Origin of the sequence: Kineococcus sp. R86509 (assembly GCF_042466365.1) — a bacterium.
In the GTDB taxonomy this organism is placed as follows: domain Bacteria; phylum Actinomycetota; class Actinomycetes; order Actinomycetales; family Kineococcaceae; genus Kineococcus.
Window position 1 is genome coordinate 4,888,611 of the sequence record NZ_JAXHCE010000001.1, and the last position, 18,175, is coordinate 4,906,785.

Genomic DNA, 18,175 nt, shown 5'->3' on the forward strand with positions numbered 1-18,175 from the left:
CTCGCTCCTCAGTAGCTCACGGCGTAGGGCTCGACTGCTTCTTCGTCTTCCGCCTGGGGCACGGGCATCGACGGGAGCCCCTTGCGCACGAGGCGGGTCACCAGCAGCGTCCAGGCCCAGGCCAGCGCACCGTAGACGAGGGTGAAGGCGACCAGGCTGGTGGCGACCTCGGCCCAGGTCAGCCCGGGGGAGACGCCGTCGGCGGTCTTGAACAACCCGAACACCAGCCACGGCTGGCGGGCGGTCTCGGTGAAGATCCAGCCGAAGGAGTTCGCGAACAGCGGCATCAGCGGCAGGACCGGCAGGGTCCAGAGGATCCCGCGGGCCAGGCGCGGGTCGGGGTTCAGGGCGACCGACTTCCGGGTGACCCAGAGGTGGACCAGGGCGATCATCGCGGCGGTCATCCCGACGCCGATCATGAGGCGGAAGCTCCAGAACGCCACGGGCACCCAGGGGATGTAGTCGCCCGCACCGAACTGCGCGGAGTAGGAGTCCTGCAGGTCCTTGAGGCCGAGGACCGTGGAGGAGAAGGACCCCTTGGCCAGGAAGGAGAGGAAGCCGGGGACCTCGAGGGCGAAGGTCGGGCGGTCGGAGCCGAGCGGGGCGTAGGAGAAGATCGAGAACGGCGCGCCCGTCGTGGTCCGGTAGAGCCCTTCCGCCGCAGCCATCTTCATCGGCTGGACGGCGGTGATGACCTTGCCGAGGGCGTCGCCGCTGAGGGCGACCCCGCCGCCGGCGACGAGGGTGAACCAGGCGCCGAAGCGGGACAGCGTGCGGAACGCGGCGAACTCCTCGGAGGTCACGTCGTGGCCCCCGCGCAGCAGGTGCCAGACCCCGACGGCCATGACGAGCGCGCCACCGGCCATGACGGCCCCGGCGTAGGTGTGGGGGAAGGCGGCGAGGTTCAGCTCGTTGGTCAGCAGGTCCTCGAAGCTGCCGAGCCGCGCGCGGCCGGTGGCCGCGTCGATGCTGTAGGCGACGGGGTTCTGCATGAAGGAGTTCGCCGCGAGGATGACGAAGGCGGAGATGGCGGTGCCGATGGCGACGATCCAGATCGTCGCGAGGTGCACGAGCTTCGGCAGCCGGTCACGGCCGAACCACCACAGGCCGATGAAGGTCGCCTCGAGGAAGAAGGCGAGCATCCCCTCGATGGCCAGGGTGGGCCCGAACACGTCGCCGTAGAAGCGGGCGAACGCGCTCCAGGAGAGGCCGAACTGGAACTCCTGGACCAGGCCGGTCACGACGCCGACGGCGAAGGTGATCATCATGAGCTTGCCGGTCAGCAACGAGAGCCGGCCGTAGCGGTCGCTCCCGGTCCGCGCCTCGACGCGCAGGTGCGCGGTCTGCAGGATCGCGGTGAAGAGCGCGAGGCTGATCGAGAGCGGCACGAAGAGGTAGTGGTACAGCGTCGTCACGGCGAACTGCAGACGGGTCAGCGATTCGATGCTCACGGCTGGTTCCTGGCCTTCCTACGACGTCCTGTCGTACTACGACTAACTGTAGTACTTCTTTCGGTAGTACGACGGCTCGCGTTCAGCGGTGTGGTTGACGTAACATCCACCCCGTGGCCCTGGGAGAACTCGAACGCGACGTCATGGACCGGCTGTGGGCGGCCGGTACGCCCCTCACGGTCCGCGAGGTCCACGAGCAGCTCGCCGAGCACCGCAAGATCGCCTACACCACGGTCATGACCGTGCTCGACCGCCTCGCCAAGAAGCACGTCGTGCGCCAGGAGCGCGAGGGTCGTGCCTTCCGCTACACCCCCGCCGCCACCCGCGAGCAGATGGTCGCCGACCTCATGCTCGACGCCCTCGGGGGAGTGCCCTCCGTCGACGACCGCCAGGCCGCGCTCGTCCACTTCATCGGCGGTGTCTCGCCCGCCGAGGCCGCCGCGCTGCGCGAGGCCCTGGACGCGATGGCGGGGACCGACCAGTCCGGGGACGCGACCACCACCGCCTAGGCGACCCCGTAGGTTCGTGGCGTGACCGCCGTCTGGTTCGCAGCGCTGGCGCTGCTCCTGGCGGGTCCGGCGCCGGCGCTGCTGGCCCGTGCCCGCTGGACCTGGCAGGTGCCCCGGGCCGCCCTGGTGCTGTGGCAGGCGATCGCCCTCGGCGCCGTCCTCGCCACCCTCGGCGCCGGCCTCGCCTCGCTCTCGCTGCTCTTCACCGAGGAGCCCGGCTTCCCCTTCCTCGAGCGCCACGGCCCCGTCCAGACGACCCTCATCGGACTCACCTCCACGCTCGTGGCCATCGTCACCGTGCGGTTCTGGGTCGTCGCGACCCTCGTCGGCATCCGCACCCGGCGACGCCGCAACCGCCACCGCGACATGGTGGACCTGTTGCACCGCAAGGAGTCCACCGGCGAGATCGACGCCGCCCTGCTCTCCCAGGCGGGGGTGCGGGTGCTCACCGGACCCGGCCGCGTCGCCTACTGCGTCCCCGGGGTGCGCTCCCGCGTCGTCGTCTCCGACGCCATGCTGAACTGCCTGACCCCGGAGGAGGTGCGCGCGGTCCTGGCCCACGAACGGGCCCACCTGCGCGCCCGCCACGACCTCGTCCTCGAGGGCTTCACCGCCCTGCACGCCGCGTTCCCGCGCTTCGTCTCCAGCCAGGCCGCGCTCGACTCCGTGCGACTGCTCGTGGAGATGCTCGCCGACGACTCCGCCCGCCGCCACACCGGATCGCTGCCCCTGGCCCGCGCGCTGGTAGCGCTCGCGGGCCAGCCGGACGGGGTGTCGGAGATGCCGCTCGGCTCGGCCGCCCTCGCCCGGGTGCGGCGACTCGCCGCCCGCCCCGCCACCCGCGGACTCTCGCTGGCGACCTACGTGGCCGCGGCGCTCGTGCTCGGCGGGCCCACGCTGGCCGTCGCCGTGCCCTGGTTGCTGACCAGCTACCACGCCTTCGTCCACTGACCCACCCATCGACGCGAAGAGCCGTGATCATGCAGGGATTCCCTGCATGATCACGGCTTCTCGGTTCAGCGGGTCACTGCTGGATGAGGTAGAGCTCCAGCTGGACGACCCCGGCCTGGGGGGCGTCGGCGTTCACGGCCCGCCAGAAGTCGCGCTTGCCCGACCCGGTGAACACGTTCGGGGCGGCGACGTCGAGCTGGGCGTTGACCCGGCGGGCCAGCGCGGTGCCCGCACCGGGGGTGCCGGCGGTGCCGAAGGTCAGCACGAACGCGGCGCGGCGTCCCTGGGCGGCGAGGTCACCGACGGCCCCGGCCACCGAGGCGCGGATCGCCTCGTCGTCGGCCCCGCCGACGTTGACGTCCAGCACGACCGGAGCCTGGGCGACACCGGCCGGCATCGTGGGTACGTCTACCGGGAGCGGCGCGGCGGTCACGGTGACCGTGGGGACCGGCGTGGGCGCCGCGGTCGGGGTGGCGGTGGGCGCCACCGTGGCCGCGACGGCCGTGGCCTCCCCGACCCCGGCGTGCACGGCACCCCCGGCGGCGAGACCGATGATCGTGAGGGCCAGGAGGGCGTCGGCGAACACCCAGCCCGCGAGGCCGATGGCGGCGTTCTCCTTGTTCCGCGGGCGCAGCGCGCCGCGGCCGTGGCGCCTCACTGGCCGGCCCGGGAGTAGCGGCGGGCCGCGAGGGCCTGCAGCGTGCGGGGCGCGACCGCCACGAACTGCTCCTCGACCTCGGGCTCGGCCGCCCGGACCGGGCGGCGCTCCTCGACCCGGGGCTCGATCCGGGGTTCAGGGCGACGCTCGACCTCGACGCGGGGCTGGGGTGCGCGCTCGACGCGCGGTTCGGGACGGGGTTCCTGACGTGGTTCCGGGCGGGGTTCCGGACGCGGTTCCTGACGCACGACCGGACGGTGCGCCTGCACCGGGCGACGCTCGGGAGCGGGCTGGACCGGGGGCTGCGCGGGGGTGTGCTGACGCTGCTGGCGGGCGGTCGCCGAGGCGATCCGCTCGGGCAGGGCCTCGACCTGGTCGGAGAGGCGGTCCATCACCTGGTCGACGACGGTGCCGAGCCCCGACCCGAGGGTCTGGGTGAGGTCGTGGGTCAGCTGACGGCTGGCGTCGCGGTAGGCGCGGTTGACCTGACGGACGTGGTCGTCCTGGGCCATCGCGAGGGTCTCGGTGACGGCACCGGAGACGTCGTCGCGCAGCGTCGCACCGATGCTGCGCAGCGCGCGACCCGTCGCGTCGGCGTGCTCGTGCTGCACCTTCTCCATCCAGCGCGGGACCGAGCGCATGTCGTGCGCGGCCTCCACGAGGCGGTTCTCGATCCCGCGCCAGGAGTCCAGGACCTCGTTCTGGGTGGTGAGCAGGTCCGCGAGACGCTCCTCGTGACGCACCCGGCGGTCGGCGGACTCGGCCGCGGTGGCCAGCACCCGACTCGCGGTGGAGAGCGCGGACTCCGCCGCGGAGGAGGTGCGCTCGACGTCACGACGCAGCGTCTCCATCGTCTGCGCGGCGTGCTCGGCGGAGGCCGAGACGTGCTCGCTGAACGCCTCGCCGGTCATCCGGGTGACCTTCTCGACGCTCTCCACGACCGCGAGGTGCATCGTCTCCACCGATTCCTTCGCCGTGCTCGAGAGCGCGGCGACGTGGCCGGTGACCTTCTCGCCGAAGTCGGCGCTGTGCCGGGTCATCGCGGAGGCGGAGGTGGCCAGCTCGGCCATCGACTCCCGGGTGGCGCTGGAGAGCAGCTCGACGGAGGCGCTGACGCCCTCGACGGCGGAGAGGACGCGGTCGCGTCCCTGCAGACCCTCGCGCAGCGCCTCGGCGGTGCCCTCCCGGACCTGGCCGAGGTGGTGGACCAGCGTCTGCGTCGACTCCGCCAGCGTGCGGGTGTGCTGCTCGCGATCCGCCGCGATCAGCTCGCCGTGACGGCTGACCGCCGCGGTGACGGCGCCCTGCAGTTCCAGCGCGGCGCGGGCCACGTCGGCGCCGCCGGTGTTCGCGGCGTTCGCGGCGACGATGGCGGTCTCGCTGGAGGTGCGGACGGTCGCGACGAGGGCGGAGGTGTCGGCGTGCAGGCGGATCGTCTCCGCCACGAGGCGACCCAGCTCCGTCAGCCCGCGTTCGAAGTGCGCGCCGAGCTGCTCGGCGGCGTTGGCGCGGTGCGGCGCGAGGGCCACCGTGGCGCGTGCGGCGAAACCGCGCAGGAGTTGACGGTGGGACTCGTCCGCGCTCGCGGCCTGGACCTCGTCGGTGCGCTGACGGCGGTCGGTGGCGACGCTGATCGCGATGGCGCCGGCGATGAGCAGGACGGCCATCTCCGCGACGCGGTCCAGGGAGAAGAACGTGCGCCCGCCGAAACCGTCGAGCCACAGCTGCAGGAACGACTCGCCGTCGGCGGCCTCCCCGTCGGCGCTCATCCCGCCGTAGGCGCGGCCGGCGAAGAGCAGACCGACCCAGGTCACCATGACCGGGGCGAAGACGAGGATGGTGCGCAGCGAACCGGAGCGCAGGACGCTGCGGCGCTGGTCCAGCGGGGCGACGGCGGCGTCGACGTCGAGGACCTCGAAGAGGTCCGCGTCGGCCCAGCGGCCGAGGTGCCCCTCACCGCCGGTTGCGGCGGTGCGCAGGGCCGTGCTCAGCGAGGCGAGAGCGGTCGCGCGGTGCTGCGCGGGTTCGGCGGCGGCGAGCCCGTCCGCCTCGACGGCGAGCCCACCGAGTTCGGCGTCGCTGAAACGTTCACCGTCCGCCTCGGCCTGCGCGGCAGGGGAACGCTCGATCGAGTCGTAACCCTCCGCAGGGGCGGCGGTTCCCGCTGGAGTGCTCTCGTCCGCTGTGGTCATGGCCACTGCCTCGGCGGGAGTCGGCGCGGACTTGAGCCGCTGGATCGGCCGATCGGGTGACACCCGTCCGGTCGCACCGGGAGTGGGCGGTGAGCCTCCCGCCCGACGGGGGCCCCTGCTCGGCTGCGCCCGAACCGGTGACGACGAGTACGAGGAGGAGCGCCCGGCAGGGCGTTCCCGGTCACCCAGGGTGCCGGCCCGTTCGTGTCAGCCGCCGAACGGGTGAACGGTGCGATCCCGTTCGGCGGACCTACCGGTGATCGGTGGCGTTTCGCACTCATCCGGGCTCAAGCCCCCGCCTGGATGGGCCGAAGGAGTGTGCAGGCCCCGGGGACCGCAACGGTCGCGCAGGGAGCACCCGAACACCTCGCACAACACCTCGCAAACGCAAGAGCCAGCAATCACCTACGGAGGGTGGCCTCGTGTCCGATCTCACCAGCGTCGCGCTGCACACGGCGTTGAACGGTCTGCAGGCGCGGCAGCGGGCCATCGCCGACAACATCGCCAACATCAACACGCCGAAGTACCTGGCGAACAAGGTGTCCTTCGAGAGCGAGCTGCAGAGCGCGGTCGCCAGCGGCGACGCGTCCTCGGCGCAGAGCTCGGGCATCGTCACGCAGAAGTCCCTGGAGCCGACTCGCGAGGACGGCAACAACGTCAACCTCGACGAGGAGACGATCTCCAACATCTCCACGAACCTCAGCTACCAGACGGTGCTCTCGGCACTGAACTCCAAGTACTCGCTGCTGCGCACCGCGATGAGCAGCCAATGACGGGGAACACCCCCTGACCCCCGTCCCCTGACATCCGGAGCGAAACCCCATGAGCATCTTCGACGCGATCGGCATCGCCGGCACCGGCGTCACCGTCAACCGCAAGTGGATGGACGCCGTCAGCGACAACCTGGCGAACATCAACACCGCGACCAGGACGTCCGACCCCGCCTACGAGGCCAAGTACGTCGTCGCCACCGAGGCCGCGGACGGCAAGGGCACCCAGGTCGCCGGCATCGTCACGGGCAGCGCAGCGGGACGGTTGGAGTACGACCCGACCAACCCCCTCGCCGATGCCCAGGGGTACGTGAAGTACCCCGACATCGACATGAGCTCGCAGATGACGAGCCTGATGATGGCCCAGCGCGCCTACCAGGCGAACCTGCAGACCATCACGACGGCCAAGGAGGCCTACACGGCCGCCCTGCAACTCGGGAAGGCGTGAGCGTGAGCATCGAATCGATCGGCGCGATCGGGTCCTCCACCGACATCGCCGGCACCCTGGGAACCCTCGCCACCGGCTACGGCCAGGGGATCGCCGACACCGACAACGCGCAGATGACCTCCTCGATCGGGGGCGGCACCGGGACCAGCTACACCGGCTCGGTCACCGGAACCCCCTCCGCCCTCGGGATCAGCGGCGTGGGTACCGACACCTCGGTCGACGGGACCTCGGGAACCGACTTCGCGTCCCTCCTCTCCGGCGGCATCGACAAGCTGCAGGGCCTGCAGTCCACGTCGGACGACCTGGCGGTGAAGGCCGCCACCGGTGACCTCACCAACGTCCACGACTACATGATCGCCAGCAACGAGGCCCAGCTGGCCACCCAGCTCACCGTCGCCATCCGCAACAAGGCAGTCGATGCCTTCAACGAGATCATGAGGATGCAGGTCTGATGGCCAAGGCCAAGGGAAGCGCGGCGATCGTCGAGAACGCCCAGAACTTCGTCTCCGGATTCCGGACCTTCTCGACCGGCCAGAAGGCCGTCGTCATCGCGGTGATCGCCGCACTCATCGGAGGAGCGGTCTTCTTCTCCCGCTGGGCCTCCACGCCCTCCTACACGCCGATGTTCTCGAACCTCTCGGGGACCGACGCGAGCGCCATCGTCGACAAGCTCACCGCCGACGGGGTGAAGTACCAGCTCAGCGACAACGGCGCGACGGTCTCCGTCCCCGCCGACGTCGTCGACAGCGAGCGCCTGGCGATGGCCGGTGCCGGGCTGCCCGCCGAGACCGACTCCAGCTCCGGCTCCTCCCTGCTCTCCCAGCAGGGCGTCACCGCCTCGGAGTTCGTCCAGCAGCAGGCCTACCAGCAGGACCTGAAGAAGACGCTGGAGAAGACCATCGGCTCCATCGACGGCATCGACTCCGCCGTGGTGAACCTGGCCATCCCGCCGAAGGACGTGTTCCTCGACGAGCAGGACCCGGTGACCGCCTCGGTCCTGGTCAAGCTGCGCGCCGGCAAGACCCTGTCCAACGACAACGTCACCTCCATCGTCAACCTGGTCGCCGGCGGCGTCCCGGGCATGGACGTGAAGAACGTCTCCGTGGTCGACGACAAGGGCAACACGCTCTCCACCGACGGCACCGGCTCCAGCGCGCAGAACGAGAAGACCAGCGACTACAACACCGCCGCGACGGCCAAGCTGCAGAGCTACCTCGAAGGCATCTACGGCGCCGGCAACGTCAAGGCCACCGTCAACGCGACGCTGAACTACGACGACAAGACCGAGACCTCGCGCACCTACTCCCAGACCCCGGGCATCAACCCCTCGGCGTCGTCGAAGGAGACCGAGAAGTACACCGGTACCGGCGGCGGCAGCGCCGCCACCGGGGTCCTCGGCCCCGACAACATCGCCGTGCCCGGCACCACGACCGGTCAGAGCGGTGGCTACGACAAGGGCAGCGACACCAGCAACCTCCCGACCAACCAGCTCGACACCATCACCAAGCAGGCCCCCGGCAAGCTGGAGAAGCAGACCGTCTCCGTCGTCGTCAACGCCGGCGCGAAGGGTGTCGCCGGCGCCGCCGACGTCAACCAGATCACCCAGATCGTCAACCAGGCGGCGGGGATCGACGCCACCCGCGGCGACGCCGTCTCCGTCGTCAAGACGGCCTTCGACAACACCGCCGCCACCGACGCCCAGGCCCAGCTGGCCCAGGCCGAGAAGGCCGACCAGCAGAACGCCTACATCGGCTACGCCAAGACCGCCGCCCTCGGGCTCCTGGTCCTGATCATGCTGATCGTGATCCTGGTGGCCTTCCGCCGCCGCAAGGTGGAGACGGTGGACGTCCTGGACGTCGACCCCCTCCAGCTCGGTGACATCACCGGAGAGCTCAAGGAAATCGCTCCGGCTGTCGAAAGGCCGGTGGCGCTCGAAGCAGCACCGGTGGACCCGGCCCTGGAGGCCGCGGCCGCCCGCCGCACCGAGGTCGTCGAACTCGTCTCCCGCCAGCCCGAGGAAGTCGCGGAACTGCTCCGCGGCTGGCTCGCCGATCGGAGGTCCTGACCCGTGTCGTCCACCGAGCTCGAGGTCGCCCCCATGTCCGGGGCACAGAAGGCCGCCGTCCTGCTCCTGCAGGTCGGACAGGACAACGCCGCCAAGGTGCTGTCCCACCTGCGACCCGCTGAGATCGAAGAACTCACCGCGGAGATCCTCCGGCTCCGTGCGGTCTCCCCGGAGATCGCCGGCATCGTCCTGGAGGAGTTCCACGGGATGATCGCCTCGCCGCTGCGCGGCGGGCTCGGTGGCCTCGACTTCGCCCAGTCCCTCCTCGAGGGCGCCCTGGGTGCGGAGGGGGCCGCGGAGGTCCTCGGCCGCGTCGCCGAGGCGGCCGTGGTGCAGCCCTTCCAGTTCCTGCACCAGGCCGACCCGCAGCAGATCCTCACCTTCCTCACCGGTGAGCACCCGCAGACCATCGCCCTGGTCGTGGCGCACCTGCGCCCCGACCAGGCCTCGATGATCCTCGGCGGGCTGAGCGCGGACATGCAGGCCGACATCGCGCTGCGCATCGCCACCATGGAGGCGACCAGCTCCGAGTACGTCCGCCTCGTCGAGGACGTCGTCCAGCGCCGCACCTCCACCGTGCTCCAGGCGAAGACGAACTCCGCCGTCGGCGGCGTCCAGCCCCTGGTCGACATCATCAACCGCGCCGACCGCGGCACCGAACGCTCGATCCTGGAAGGCCTGGCGACCAAGAACTCCGCCCTGGCCGAGGAGATCCGCGCGCTCATGTTCGTCTTCGAGGACATCACGACCCTCGACGACCGCGCCATCCAGCTCGTGCTGCGCGGCGTCGAGACCGCCGACCTCGCCACGGCGCTCAAGGGCGTCACCGAGACCGTCCGGGACAAGATCCTCAAGAACGTCTCCGAACGTGCCCGGGAGAACCTCATCGACGAGATCGAGCTCATGGGCCCGGTCCGCATGTCCGCGGTCGAGGAGTCCCAGCAGAAGGTCGTCGCGATCATCCGCCAGCTCGAGGAGTCGGGTCAGATCGTGCTGACGCGCGGTGGTGACGATGACTTCGTCGCGTAACACCTTCTCGACTCCGTCGCGTGACACCTTCCGGGTCGCCGACACCAAGCCCACGACCACCCGCGAACCGCGGGTGTTCGTGGCGGCCCCGGCCGCCGCACCCGGGTTCGAGCGCGCCTTCACCGGTCTCGACCTGGGCGACCGCGAGGACAGCGACGCGGCCCGCCAGGTCCGCGAACAGGCCCGCACCCAGGGCTACGCGGCCGGCTGGGCCGCGGGCATGCGCCAGGCGGCGGAGAAGGCCGCCGCCGAGCTCGACGCCCAGCGCGAGGCCGCCCACGCGGCGGCCCGCGCGGAACGCGAGGAACGCCGCGCGTCCCGCAACCGGGCCGAGGAGGCGCTCTTCGCGGCCGGGGAGGCGTTGCGGGCCGAACGGGAACCCTCCATCGGGGCGCTCGCCGACACCGTCCTCGAGCTCGCCCTGGAGCTCGCGGGGGCCGTCCTGGACCGCGAGGTCAGCGCCATGGACTCCCCGGTCCAGGAGGCCGTCCTGCGCTCGCTGCGGCCGCTGGAGGGCGAGAAACCCGTCACCGTGCGCGTCAACCCCGCCGACTTGAGCGCCCTGATGGGTGACAGCCTCAAGGGTCGCCACGCTCTGGCCGATGCAGACCTCGTGAGCTACCAGTCAGACCCCACCGTCCAACCGGGTGACGCCGTCGCGCGCCAGGGTGACACCGAGGTGGACGCCGGCCTGCGAGCCAGCGTCTCCCGGGCCCTGGCCGCACTCGTGGGTGACGAAGGGCCTGCCGGAGTCCTGGCATGACCGCCTCCCTGGTGTCGGACCGCCTCGCGGCCGGCGTGCGCGAGATCCTCGCGCCGCAGGTCGCGCGGGCCGTCAGCGCCGCCGCCCCGGAGATCCGCGGCCGGGTCTCGGCCATCGTCGGGCTCTCCGTCGAGGTCGCCGGGCTGGAGGCCGCCGTCGGCGAGACCATCCGCCTCGGGGACGCCACGCACTCCATCCCCGCCGAAGTCGTCGCGGCGGAGGGCGGGAAGCTCCGCTGCCTGCCGCTGGGCCACCTCACCGGCCTCGCCGCCGGTGCCCCCGCCACGGCCACCCGCCGCCCCTCCGACGTCCCCGTCGGCGCGGCCCTGCTCGGTCGCGTCGTCGACGCGCTCGGCAACCCCCTCGACGGCGGCCCGCCGCTGCACGCCGCGCCCCGCGCCCCGCTGCACGCCACCCCGCCGCCGGCCATGACCCGCGGCCGCGTCGACGCACCCCTGTCCCTGGGGGTGCGCGCCCTCGACACCCTCGTGCCCGCCGGTCGCGGTCAGCGCTTCGGCATCTTCGCCGGTTCCGGCGTCGGCAAGTCCTCGCTGCTCTCGATGATCGCCCGCGGCACCTCCGCGGACGTCTCCGTGCTGGCGCTGGTCGGTGAACGTGGCCGAGAGGTCCGCGAGTTCCTCGAGGACGACCTCGGCCCCGAAGGACTCGCCCGCTCCGTCGTCGTCATCGCCACCTCCGACGAGGCCCCCGTGCTGCGCCTGCGCGCCGCGCTCACCGCGACCGCGATCTCGGAGTCGTTCCGCGACATGGGCGCCGACTGCGTCCTCATGATGGACTCCCTCACCCGCGTCGCCATGGCCCAGCGCGAGATCGGCCTCTCCGTCGGCGAACCGCCCGCGACCCGGGGCTACCCGCCCAGCGTCTTCGCCCTCATGCCGCGCCTGCTGGAACGCGCCGGCCCCGGGGTCACCGGGTCCATCACCGGGATCTACACCGTCCTGGTCGACGGCGACGACCACAACGAACCCATCGCCGACAGCGCCCGGTCCATCCTCGACGGTCACGTCGTGCTGGACCGCCGGCTCGCCACGGCCGGTCACTTCCCGACCATCGACGTCCTCGAGTCGGTGTCCCGCGTCGCCGGCCGCGTCACCACCCCCGAGCAGAAGGCCGCCGCGACGGCCCTGCGCCGGGTGCTGGCCGCCCACCGCGACGCCAAGGAGCTCATCGACGTCGGCGCCTACCAGCCCGGCGCGAACCCCGAGGTCGACGCGGCGGTGGCCCAGCTGCCCGCGATCAACGCGTTCCTGCGCCAGGACATCCACGACATCACCCCCGCCCCCCAGGCGTGGGCGCAGCTGCAGCAACTCGTCTCGACCTTCGGAGGACTGCAGTGAGTGCCACCAAGGCGATCATGGCGCTGCTCAAGCTGCGCAAGGTGCAGCAGGAACAGATCAAGATCGACGTGGCCGCCGCCAACGCCGTGCTGCGCAACGAGCAGAAGCGCGCCGCCCGCGTCCGCCACGAACTCGGCGAGGCCCACCTCTCCGACGAGACGATGGCCGCCTGGACCGCCGCCGTCGCCCGCCGCGCCGCCCTCGTCTCCGACCTCGACAACACCCGGGCCCTCGTCGCCCGCGCCGAGATCGACCTGGGGGAGAAGCAGGCCGCCTGGGCCCGCGCCCGCCGCGCCGAACGGTCCCTGGAACGCATCGTCGAACGCCACGAGATCGCCCAGGAACAGGCCGCGCTGCACGCCGACCAGAAGTCCCTCGACGACCGCACCGTCGCCGAGTTCGCCGCGAAGGCACGTCGCCGCGCCGCCCGGGAAGGGGATTCCGAATGAGCGTCGCCGAGATCCAGGCCCGCATCTCCGACATCGAGGCCCGCATCGCGCAGTTCTCCGGAACCGTTGCCGCGCAGGCCACCAAGACGACCGCGTCGGTCTCCTCGGTCGCGTCCAAGGCGTCGTCCTCGGTCTCCTCCGACTTCGCCGACCTGCTCTCCACCTCCGGCTCCGGCGCCTCGGGCATCGTCAACCGCGGACTGCGCACCCTCAGCTCCGGCGACACGGGGGAGAAGCTCCTCGCCGCGGCCAAGCAGTACACCGGCACCGCCTACAAGTGGGGCGGCACCACCCCCTCCGGGTTCGACTGCTCCGGCCTGATCCAGTACGCCGCCCAGCAGATCGGCGTCCACCTGCCGCGCACCGCGGCCCAGCAGGCCACCGTCGGCACCGAAGTGCCCTCGCTGGCCGAGGCCAAGCCGGGCGACCTCGTCGTCCTCGAGAACGGCCACCACATCGGGATCTACGTCGGCGACGGCAAGATGCTGCACGCGCCGAAGACGGGTGACGTCGTGAAGATCTCCAAGGTCTGGGAGACCCCCATGACCATCCGCCGCCTCGGGACGAGCGCCGCCACCACCGCGGCCGGGGTCGGCGTCGCCGCCGCCACGCTGCTCTCCGGCGTCGCCACCCCCGACACCTCCAGCTACGTGCGTCCCGCCTCGCTCTCGAGCGCTTCGTCGACTACGTCGAAGTCCGCCCCGTACGAAGCCGCCTTCACCGCCGCGGAAGCGAAGTACGGCCTGCCCAGCGGGCTGCTCAAGGCGGTCGCCAAGCAGGAGTCCGGGTTCAACGCCAACGCCAGGAGCGGCGCCGGCGCAACGGGTCTCATGCAGTTCATGCCCGCCACGGCCAAGAGCCTCGGCATCGACCCGAAGGACCCGTTCGCCTCCATCGACGCGGCCGGGAAGTACCTCGGGCAGAACCTCACGAAGTTCGGCTCCGTGTCGCTGGCGCTCGCCGCCTACAACGCCGGCCCGGGCAACGTCAGCAAGTACGGCGGCATCCCGCCGTTCACGGAGACCCAGAACTACGTCAAGAAGATCACCGCCGACCTCGGGAGTGCCGCGTGAGCAACAACCTGTCCGTGACGACGTTGCCCTACCCGACCGGCGCTCCGCGCGAACCCTCCCGTTCGTCCTCGTCGGACTCCAGCTTCGCGGACTCCTTCGGGCAGGCCGTGCAGGACCTGCGCACCACCGCCCGTGACCAGCGGGACGCGCGGGACTCCCGAGACGCCGGGGACTCCCGGGACGACTACGCGCGGACCTCTCCCGAGCGCAGCCCGGCCGGTGAGGACGCCCGCACCGACCGCCCCGCCGACGACCGCGTCACCAAGGCGGCCGAGCGCACCGAACGCCCCGAGCGTCCGGAACCCGGACACAAGAACCCCGTGAAGACCGGCAAGAAGGACGCCGCCACGGGGGGACGCCCCGAGGCCACGGACGCGACCACTGACAACGACAAGGTCACCGACGAGGTCACCGACGCGGTGACCGTCCCGACCGTCCCCGTCGACCCGTCCCTGCTGGGTCTGCCCGCCGCCCTGCGCGCCGTCCTCACCCCCCGGACCGAGGCGACCACCCAGCCCGCCACCCAGGCCACCGTCACGGCCACCGACGGGGTCACCGCGCAGCCCGTGCCCGCCGCGACACCCGCCGTCGCGCCGGTCGTGGGGGAGACCGCCCCCGCCGCGGCGCAGCTCCCGACGTCGACCCCGCCGGTCACCACGGCCCCCGCTCAGGCTCCTGCCGCAGCCCCCACCACCCCCGTCGCCGCCCAGGCCGTGCCGGCTCAGACCGCCGCCCCCGTCGCGGTGCCCGTCCCCACGCAGGCCGCAGCCGCCGTCCCCGCCACCCCGGGCGACGCGGCGCTCGCCGCCGCCACCGTCACCTCGACGCCCGTGGCGCCGGTGACTCCGGTGGTGGTACCCGCTCCCGTGCAGACCGCCGTCACCGGGTTGCCGCAGAACGTCGCGAAGAACGCCGTGCTGACCGACCAGCCCACCGCGCAGAACGCCGGCCAGGCGGTCACCTCCGTCGTGTCGCAGCCGGTCGCGACCGCTGCACCGGCGCAGACCCTCCCGGCCGTCGCGACCGCCGGCACCGCGAAACCCGTCGCGACCGACGTCCCGGCGCCGACCGCCCCGACCTCCGGGGCACCCGCCGTGGCCGTCCCGACCGTCGCCACCGGCCAGCCAGGCGCCGACACCAGCGGTCAGTCCGGCCAGCAGCAGGGTCAGACCGGGCAGCAGCCCGCCCCCCAGGTCGTCGCGGCGGCACCGCGCCCCGGTGCGGGAGAGGCACCCGTGCCGCAGCCCGTCGTGATGGCCGCGAGCCCGACCGTCGCCCAGCCCCTCGCCGCACCGGTGACCGCCGCCGCGAGGCCGGTCCCGCAGGCCGTCGACCCGAGCGCCACCGCGCTGCCGACAGCCGTCCCGACGCTCACCGGCACCGCGGCCACCGCCGCCCCGACGGTCGCCGCGGCCTCGACCCCGCCCGTCCCGCTGCCCCTGACCAACCCCGCCGCGTTCGCGCACGGGGTGGCCGGCCGCCTCGAGGACCTCCCCGAAGCCGACGCCGTGCACAAGATGACCGTCGAGGTCAGCCCGGAGGGCCTGGGGCCGGTGAAGATCACCGCCGAGGTCAGCGGGGGAGCGCTGCACGTCTCCCTCGCCGGCGCGTCCGAGGCCGCCCGCCACGCCCTGAAGGCCGCCGTCGGCGACCTGCAGCGGGAACTGTCGGGCTCCGGGTTCACCCAGACCACCGTCGACGTCAGCACCGGTTCCGGTTCGCCGCAGGGCCGTTCCGCCGACGCGCAGTTCGGTGCGGGACACCAGGGTTCCTCCCACGGGCAGCAGGGGCAGCAGCCCGGCTCCGGCCGCTCCTCGGGCGGGTCCCTGTTCGCCGCGGCCGCCGACGAACGTCGTGCGGCCCGCACCGCCGCCGCGGCCGCCGACGGGCGCCTCGACCTCAGCATCTGAAGCGTTCACCGCGGGATTCACCTGGCAGGACGCTGTGGATCCCTCACCTGGGTTAAAGGCCGTCACCCGTTCGACCGAAGGAGTAGGCATGACCATCGACGCGGCAAGCGGTTCGAACGCCTACACGTCCCTGATCGCCAACTCCGACGCGATGACGGCGGCCGCGGCGACCAAGAACGCGAAGGCCACGGACACGTCGGCCGCGGCCAAGGCGAAGACCAAGGACGACAAGGACATGTTCCTCAAGCTCCTCGTCGCCCAGCTCCGCTACCAGGACCCGTCGAAGCCGGCGGACAGCACCGCCTTCATGGCCCAGACCGCGCAGTTCTCGGCGCTGGAAGCCATGCAGGACGTCGCGACCCAGTCCAGCACGATGGTCGCGGCGCAGAACAAGCTGCAGGCCAGCACCATGGTCGGGCAGACGGTGTCCTACACCGCCGAGGACGGCACGCTGAAGACCGGCGAGGTCAAGTCGGTCTCCTTCACGCAGGGTTCGGTCGGCGGCACCAACGGCGAACCGGTCCTCAACGTGGATGGCACCAGCGTCGTCCTGTCCAAGGTCTCCGGCATCGGTGAGGCGGCGGCCATGGCCGCCGCCGCAGCCGCGGCGGCCAAGGCGGCGGCGGACGCGAAGGCAGCCGCCGACGCCAAGGCCGCAGAGGGTTCGACCACCACGAGCCCGACCGCTTCGGGTTCGACCACCACGAGCCCGACCGCTTCGGGTTCGACCACCACGAGCCCGACCGCTTCGGGTTCGACCACCACGAGCCCGACCGCTTCGGGTTCGACCACCACGAGCCCGACCGCTTCGGGTTCGACCACCACGAGCCCGACCGCTTCGGGTTCGACCACCACGAGCCCGACCGCTCCGGGCGCCACTGCGACTCCGCCCACGTCGACTCCGGTCCCCGGATCGACCTCGAGCCCCGCGACGGGGAACACCCCCGTGTCCGGCTCCACCGGGAGCACCCCGTCGGGCTCGTCGAGCCCGACGACCTCTGCCTGACCCGCTCCCGCTCGTCCTCCCAGTTCCCCGTCAGCCCCTCGAAAGGTCTGAAGCATGCTTCGCTCCATGTTCTCCGGTGTCAGCGGCCTCCGTTCCCACCAGACGATGATGGACGTCGTCGGCAACAACATCGCCAACGTCAACACCGCCGGCTACAAGAGCTCCAGCGTCGTCTTCGCCGACACGCTGTCCCAGCTGACCAAGGCCGCCGGCGCTCCGACCGACGCCGCCGCCGGGACGAACCCCGCGCAGGTCGGCCTCGGTGTCCGCGTCGACGCGATCACCCAGAACATGACCCAGGGTTCCGCGCAGGCGACCGGCAAGGCGACGGACCTGATGCTGCAGGGCGACGGCATGTTCGCCATCCAGCAGGGGGAGGGGACCTTCTACTCCCGCAACGGCTCCTTCACGCTCGATGCCAACGGCTCCGTCGTGACCAACGACGGTGGCTACGTGATGGGCTGGAAGGCCGACGCCGCGGGAGACGTCAACACGAACGGGCAGATCGGCAAGCTCGTCATCCCCGCCGACACGGTCATGCCGGCGCAGGAGACGACGAAGGCGCAGTTCAAGGGCAACATCGATCGCACCTTCAAGATCCCGACCTCGGCTCCGGCGGCGGCGGACATCGACGCGACCGGTCACATCAAGGGCACCACCGTGACCTCGTCCTTCACGAGCTACGACGCGCAGGGTGTCGCTACCACCATCTCGGTGACCTTCGTCAACTCCGTGAAGTACACCCCGGGGACTCCCGCCGTTCCGGCCAACGGCACCACGCCGGGGACCCCGGCGACCGACGCCAAGTACGAACCCAGCAACGACTGGGCAATCTCGGCCAAGGACTCCCACGGCCAGACGGTCACCCTGGGCAAGCAGACGGTGAACTTCGACCCGGACGGCAAGGCGTCGGACAACAACAACATGACCGCCGGCATCCCCGCCTTCGGGACGAACGGCGGCTACAACATCGACCTGAACCTCGGTGGGCTCACCAGCTTCGTCGGCAACACCGGCACCAGCAGTGTCAACCCCGTCGCCGACGGCGCCCCGATCGGTACCCTCACCGGGTTCGCCTTCGGCACCGACGGTGTCATCACCGGCAACTACTCCAACGGGTACAAGCAGACCCTGGGGCAGATCGCCATCGCGTCGTTCAACAACTCCGCCGGTCTGCGCAAGGAGGGGAACTCCCTCTACAGCATCTCGACCAACTCCGGTCAGCCCGTCTTCGGCATCGCCGGTGGTGGCGGCCGTGGTGCGATCCTGGCCGGCTCGCTGGAGATGTCGAACGTCGACCTCTCCTCGGAGTTCACCAACCTGATCCTGGCCCAACGCGGTTTCCAGGCGAACTCGAAGGTCATCACGGCCTCTGACGAGATCCTGCAGGACCTGGTCAACCTGAAGCGCTGATCCTGGTTCCGCCGCTAGTTCAAGAGCCGGCGCAGAACTGCCGAACACCCTCCTGGAGCAACGCTCCAGGAGGGTGTTTTCGTTGCAGCCAGTGACGATCCTCGGCGCATTAGCACGAACGGGTGTACCG

Annotated in this window: 17 protein-coding genes; 14 read left to right on the top strand and 3 right to left on the bottom strand. The window is 71.6% G+C overall.

Going from position 1 to position 18,175, the window contains the following annotated elements; translation table 11 throughout:
• Positions 1-8 precede the first annotated feature (8 nt).
• On the bottom strand, positions 9-1,451 hold the full coding sequence (locus tag SJY07_RS23875) for a cytochrome ubiquinol oxidase subunit I (RefSeq protein ID WP_380161804.1): 1,443 nt from the start codon (positions 1,449-1,451) through the stop codon (positions 9-11).
• 113 nt (positions 1,452-1,564) lie between these two features.
• Between SJY07_RS23875 and SJY07_RS23880 the strand changes: the two genes are divergently transcribed.
• Both SJY07_RS23880 and SJY07_RS23885 read left to right on the top strand, forming a co-directional pair.
• A complete protein-coding gene (locus tag SJY07_RS23880; RefSeq protein WP_380161805.1) occupies positions 1,565-1,960 on the top strand; it encodes a BlaI/MecI/CopY family transcriptional regulator in 396 nt (131 codons plus the stop codon).
• Between the two features lie 21 nt (positions 1,961-1,981).
• The gene (locus tag SJY07_RS23885) at positions 1,982-2,911 is read left to right on the top strand and encodes a M56 family metallopeptidase (RefSeq protein WP_328291730.1); all 930 of its coding nucleotides are present in this window, start codon (positions 1,982-1,984) and stop codon (positions 2,909-2,911) included.
• 73 nt (positions 2,912-2,984) lie between these two features.
• On the opposite strand, the gene SJY07_RS23890 is transcribed toward SJY07_RS23885, so the two are convergent.
• Positions 2,985-3,569, bottom strand: a complete 585-nt coding sequence (locus SJY07_RS23890) for a hypothetical protein (protein WP_328291729.1) — start codon at positions 3,567-3,569, stop codon at positions 2,985-2,987.
• Positions 3,566-5,761, bottom strand: a complete 2,196-nt coding sequence (locus SJY07_RS23895; protein WP_380161806.1) for a hypothetical protein — start codon at positions 5,759-5,761, stop codon at positions 3,566-3,568. Before SJY07_RS23895 ends, SJY07_RS23890 begins: the two co-directional genes overlap by 4 nt.
• 422 nt (positions 5,762-6,183) lie before the next feature.
• Between SJY07_RS23895 and flgB the strand changes: the two genes are divergently transcribed.
• The 12 genes from flgB (at position 6,184) to SJY07_RS23955 (ending at position 18,045) form a co-directional block, all read left to right on the top strand.
• Complete coding sequence (gene flgB / locus SJY07_RS23900; protein WP_328291727.1) at positions 6,184-6,534, top strand: flagellar basal body rod protein FlgB; 351 nt, start codon at positions 6,184-6,186, stop codon at positions 6,532-6,534.
• 49 nt (positions 6,535-6,583) lie between these two features.
• Entirely contained in the window at positions 6,584-6,979 is a 396-nt protein-coding gene (flgC, locus tag SJY07_RS23905) for a flagellar basal body rod protein FlgC (protein WP_380161807.1), read from the top strand.
• 2 nt (positions 6,980-6,981) lie between these two features.
• A complete protein-coding gene (fliE, locus tag SJY07_RS23910) occupies positions 6,982-7,431 on the top strand; it encodes a flagellar hook-basal body complex protein FliE (protein ID WP_380161808.1) in 450 nt (149 codons plus the stop codon).
• Positions 7,431-9,044: a flagellar basal-body MS-ring/collar protein FliF gene (gene fliF / locus SJY07_RS23915; RefSeq protein WP_380161809.1), complete on the top strand. Its 1,614-nt coding sequence runs from the start codon at positions 7,431-7,433 to the stop codon at positions 9,042-9,044. Before fliE ends, fliF begins: the two co-directional genes overlap by 1 nt.
• Positions 9,045-9,047: 3 nt before the next feature.
• Positions 9,048-10,073, top strand: a complete 1,026-nt coding sequence (gene fliG / locus SJY07_RS23920) for a flagellar motor switch protein FliG (RefSeq protein WP_328291723.1) — start codon at positions 9,048-9,050, stop codon at positions 10,071-10,073.
• Complete coding sequence (locus SJY07_RS23925; RefSeq protein WP_380161810.1) at positions 10,057-10,836, top strand: FliH/SctL family protein; 780 nt, start codon at positions 10,057-10,059, stop codon at positions 10,834-10,836. Before fliG ends, SJY07_RS23925 begins: the two co-directional genes overlap by 17 nt.
• On the top strand, positions 10,833-12,194 hold the full coding sequence (locus SJY07_RS23930) for a FliI/YscN family ATPase (RefSeq protein ID WP_328291721.1): 1,362 nt from the start codon (positions 10,833-10,835) through the stop codon (positions 12,192-12,194). Before SJY07_RS23925 ends, SJY07_RS23930 begins: the two co-directional genes overlap by 4 nt.
• A complete protein-coding gene (locus tag SJY07_RS23935; RefSeq protein WP_328291720.1) occupies positions 12,191-12,643 on the top strand; it encodes a hypothetical protein in 453 nt (150 codons plus the stop codon). Before SJY07_RS23930 ends, SJY07_RS23935 begins: the two co-directional genes overlap by 4 nt.
• On the top strand, positions 12,640-13,716 hold the full coding sequence (locus tag SJY07_RS23940) for a transglycosylase SLT domain-containing protein (RefSeq protein ID WP_380161811.1): 1,077 nt from the start codon (positions 12,640-12,642) through the stop codon (positions 13,714-13,716). Before SJY07_RS23935 ends, SJY07_RS23940 begins: the two co-directional genes overlap by 4 nt.
• Entirely contained in the window at positions 13,713-15,626 is a 1,914-nt protein-coding gene (locus SJY07_RS23945) for a flagellar hook-length control protein FliK (protein WP_380161812.1), read from the top strand. Before SJY07_RS23940 ends, SJY07_RS23945 begins: the two co-directional genes overlap by 4 nt.
• A gap of 88 nt (positions 15,627-15,714) precedes the next feature.
• The gene (locus SJY07_RS23950; RefSeq protein ID WP_380161813.1) at positions 15,715-16,632 is read left to right on the top strand and encodes a flagellar hook capping FlgD N-terminal domain-containing protein; all 918 of its coding nucleotides are present in this window, start codon (positions 15,715-15,717) and stop codon (positions 16,630-16,632) included.
• A 54-nt stretch (positions 16,633-16,686) separates the two neighbouring features.
• Positions 16,687-18,045 (top strand): flagellar hook protein FlgE, encoded by a 1,359-nt coding sequence (locus tag SJY07_RS23955; protein ID WP_380161814.1) that lies wholly within the window; start codon positions 16,687-16,689, stop codon positions 18,043-18,045.
• The last annotated feature ends 130 nt before the right edge of the window (positions 18,046-18,175 follow it).

Bases quoted from the DNA above. Each gene is read 5' to 3' on its own strand.
- SJY07_RS23895 (WP_380161806.1), bottom strand. From the start codon at position 5,761: ATGACCACAGCGGACGAGAGCACTCCAGCGGGAACCGCCGCCCCTGCG.
- flgC (WP_380161807.1), top strand. From the start codon at position 6,584: ATGAGCATCTTCGACGCGATCGGCATCGCCGGCACCGGCGTCACCGTC.
- fliF (WP_380161809.1), top strand. From the start codon at position 7,431: ATGGCCAAGGCCAAGGGAAGCGCGGCGATCGTCGAGAACGCCCAGAAC.
- SJY07_RS23925 (WP_380161810.1), top strand. From the start codon at position 10,057: ATGACTTCGTCGCGTAACACCTTCTCGACTCCGTCGCGTGACACCTTC.
- SJY07_RS23930 (WP_328291721.1), top strand. From the start codon at position 10,833: ATGACCGCCTCCCTGGTGTCGGACCGCCTCGCGGCCGGCGTGCGCGAG.
- SJY07_RS23940 (WP_380161811.1), top strand. From the start codon at position 12,640: ATGAGCGTCGCCGAGATCCAGGCCCGCATCTCCGACATCGAGGCCCGC.
- SJY07_RS23950 (WP_380161813.1), top strand. From the start codon at position 15,715: ATGACCATCGACGCGGCAAGCGGTTCGAACGCCTACACGTCCCTGATC.
- SJY07_RS23955 (WP_380161814.1), top strand. From the start codon at position 16,687: ATGCTTCGCTCCATGTTCTCCGGTGTCAGCGGCCTCCGTTCCCACCAG.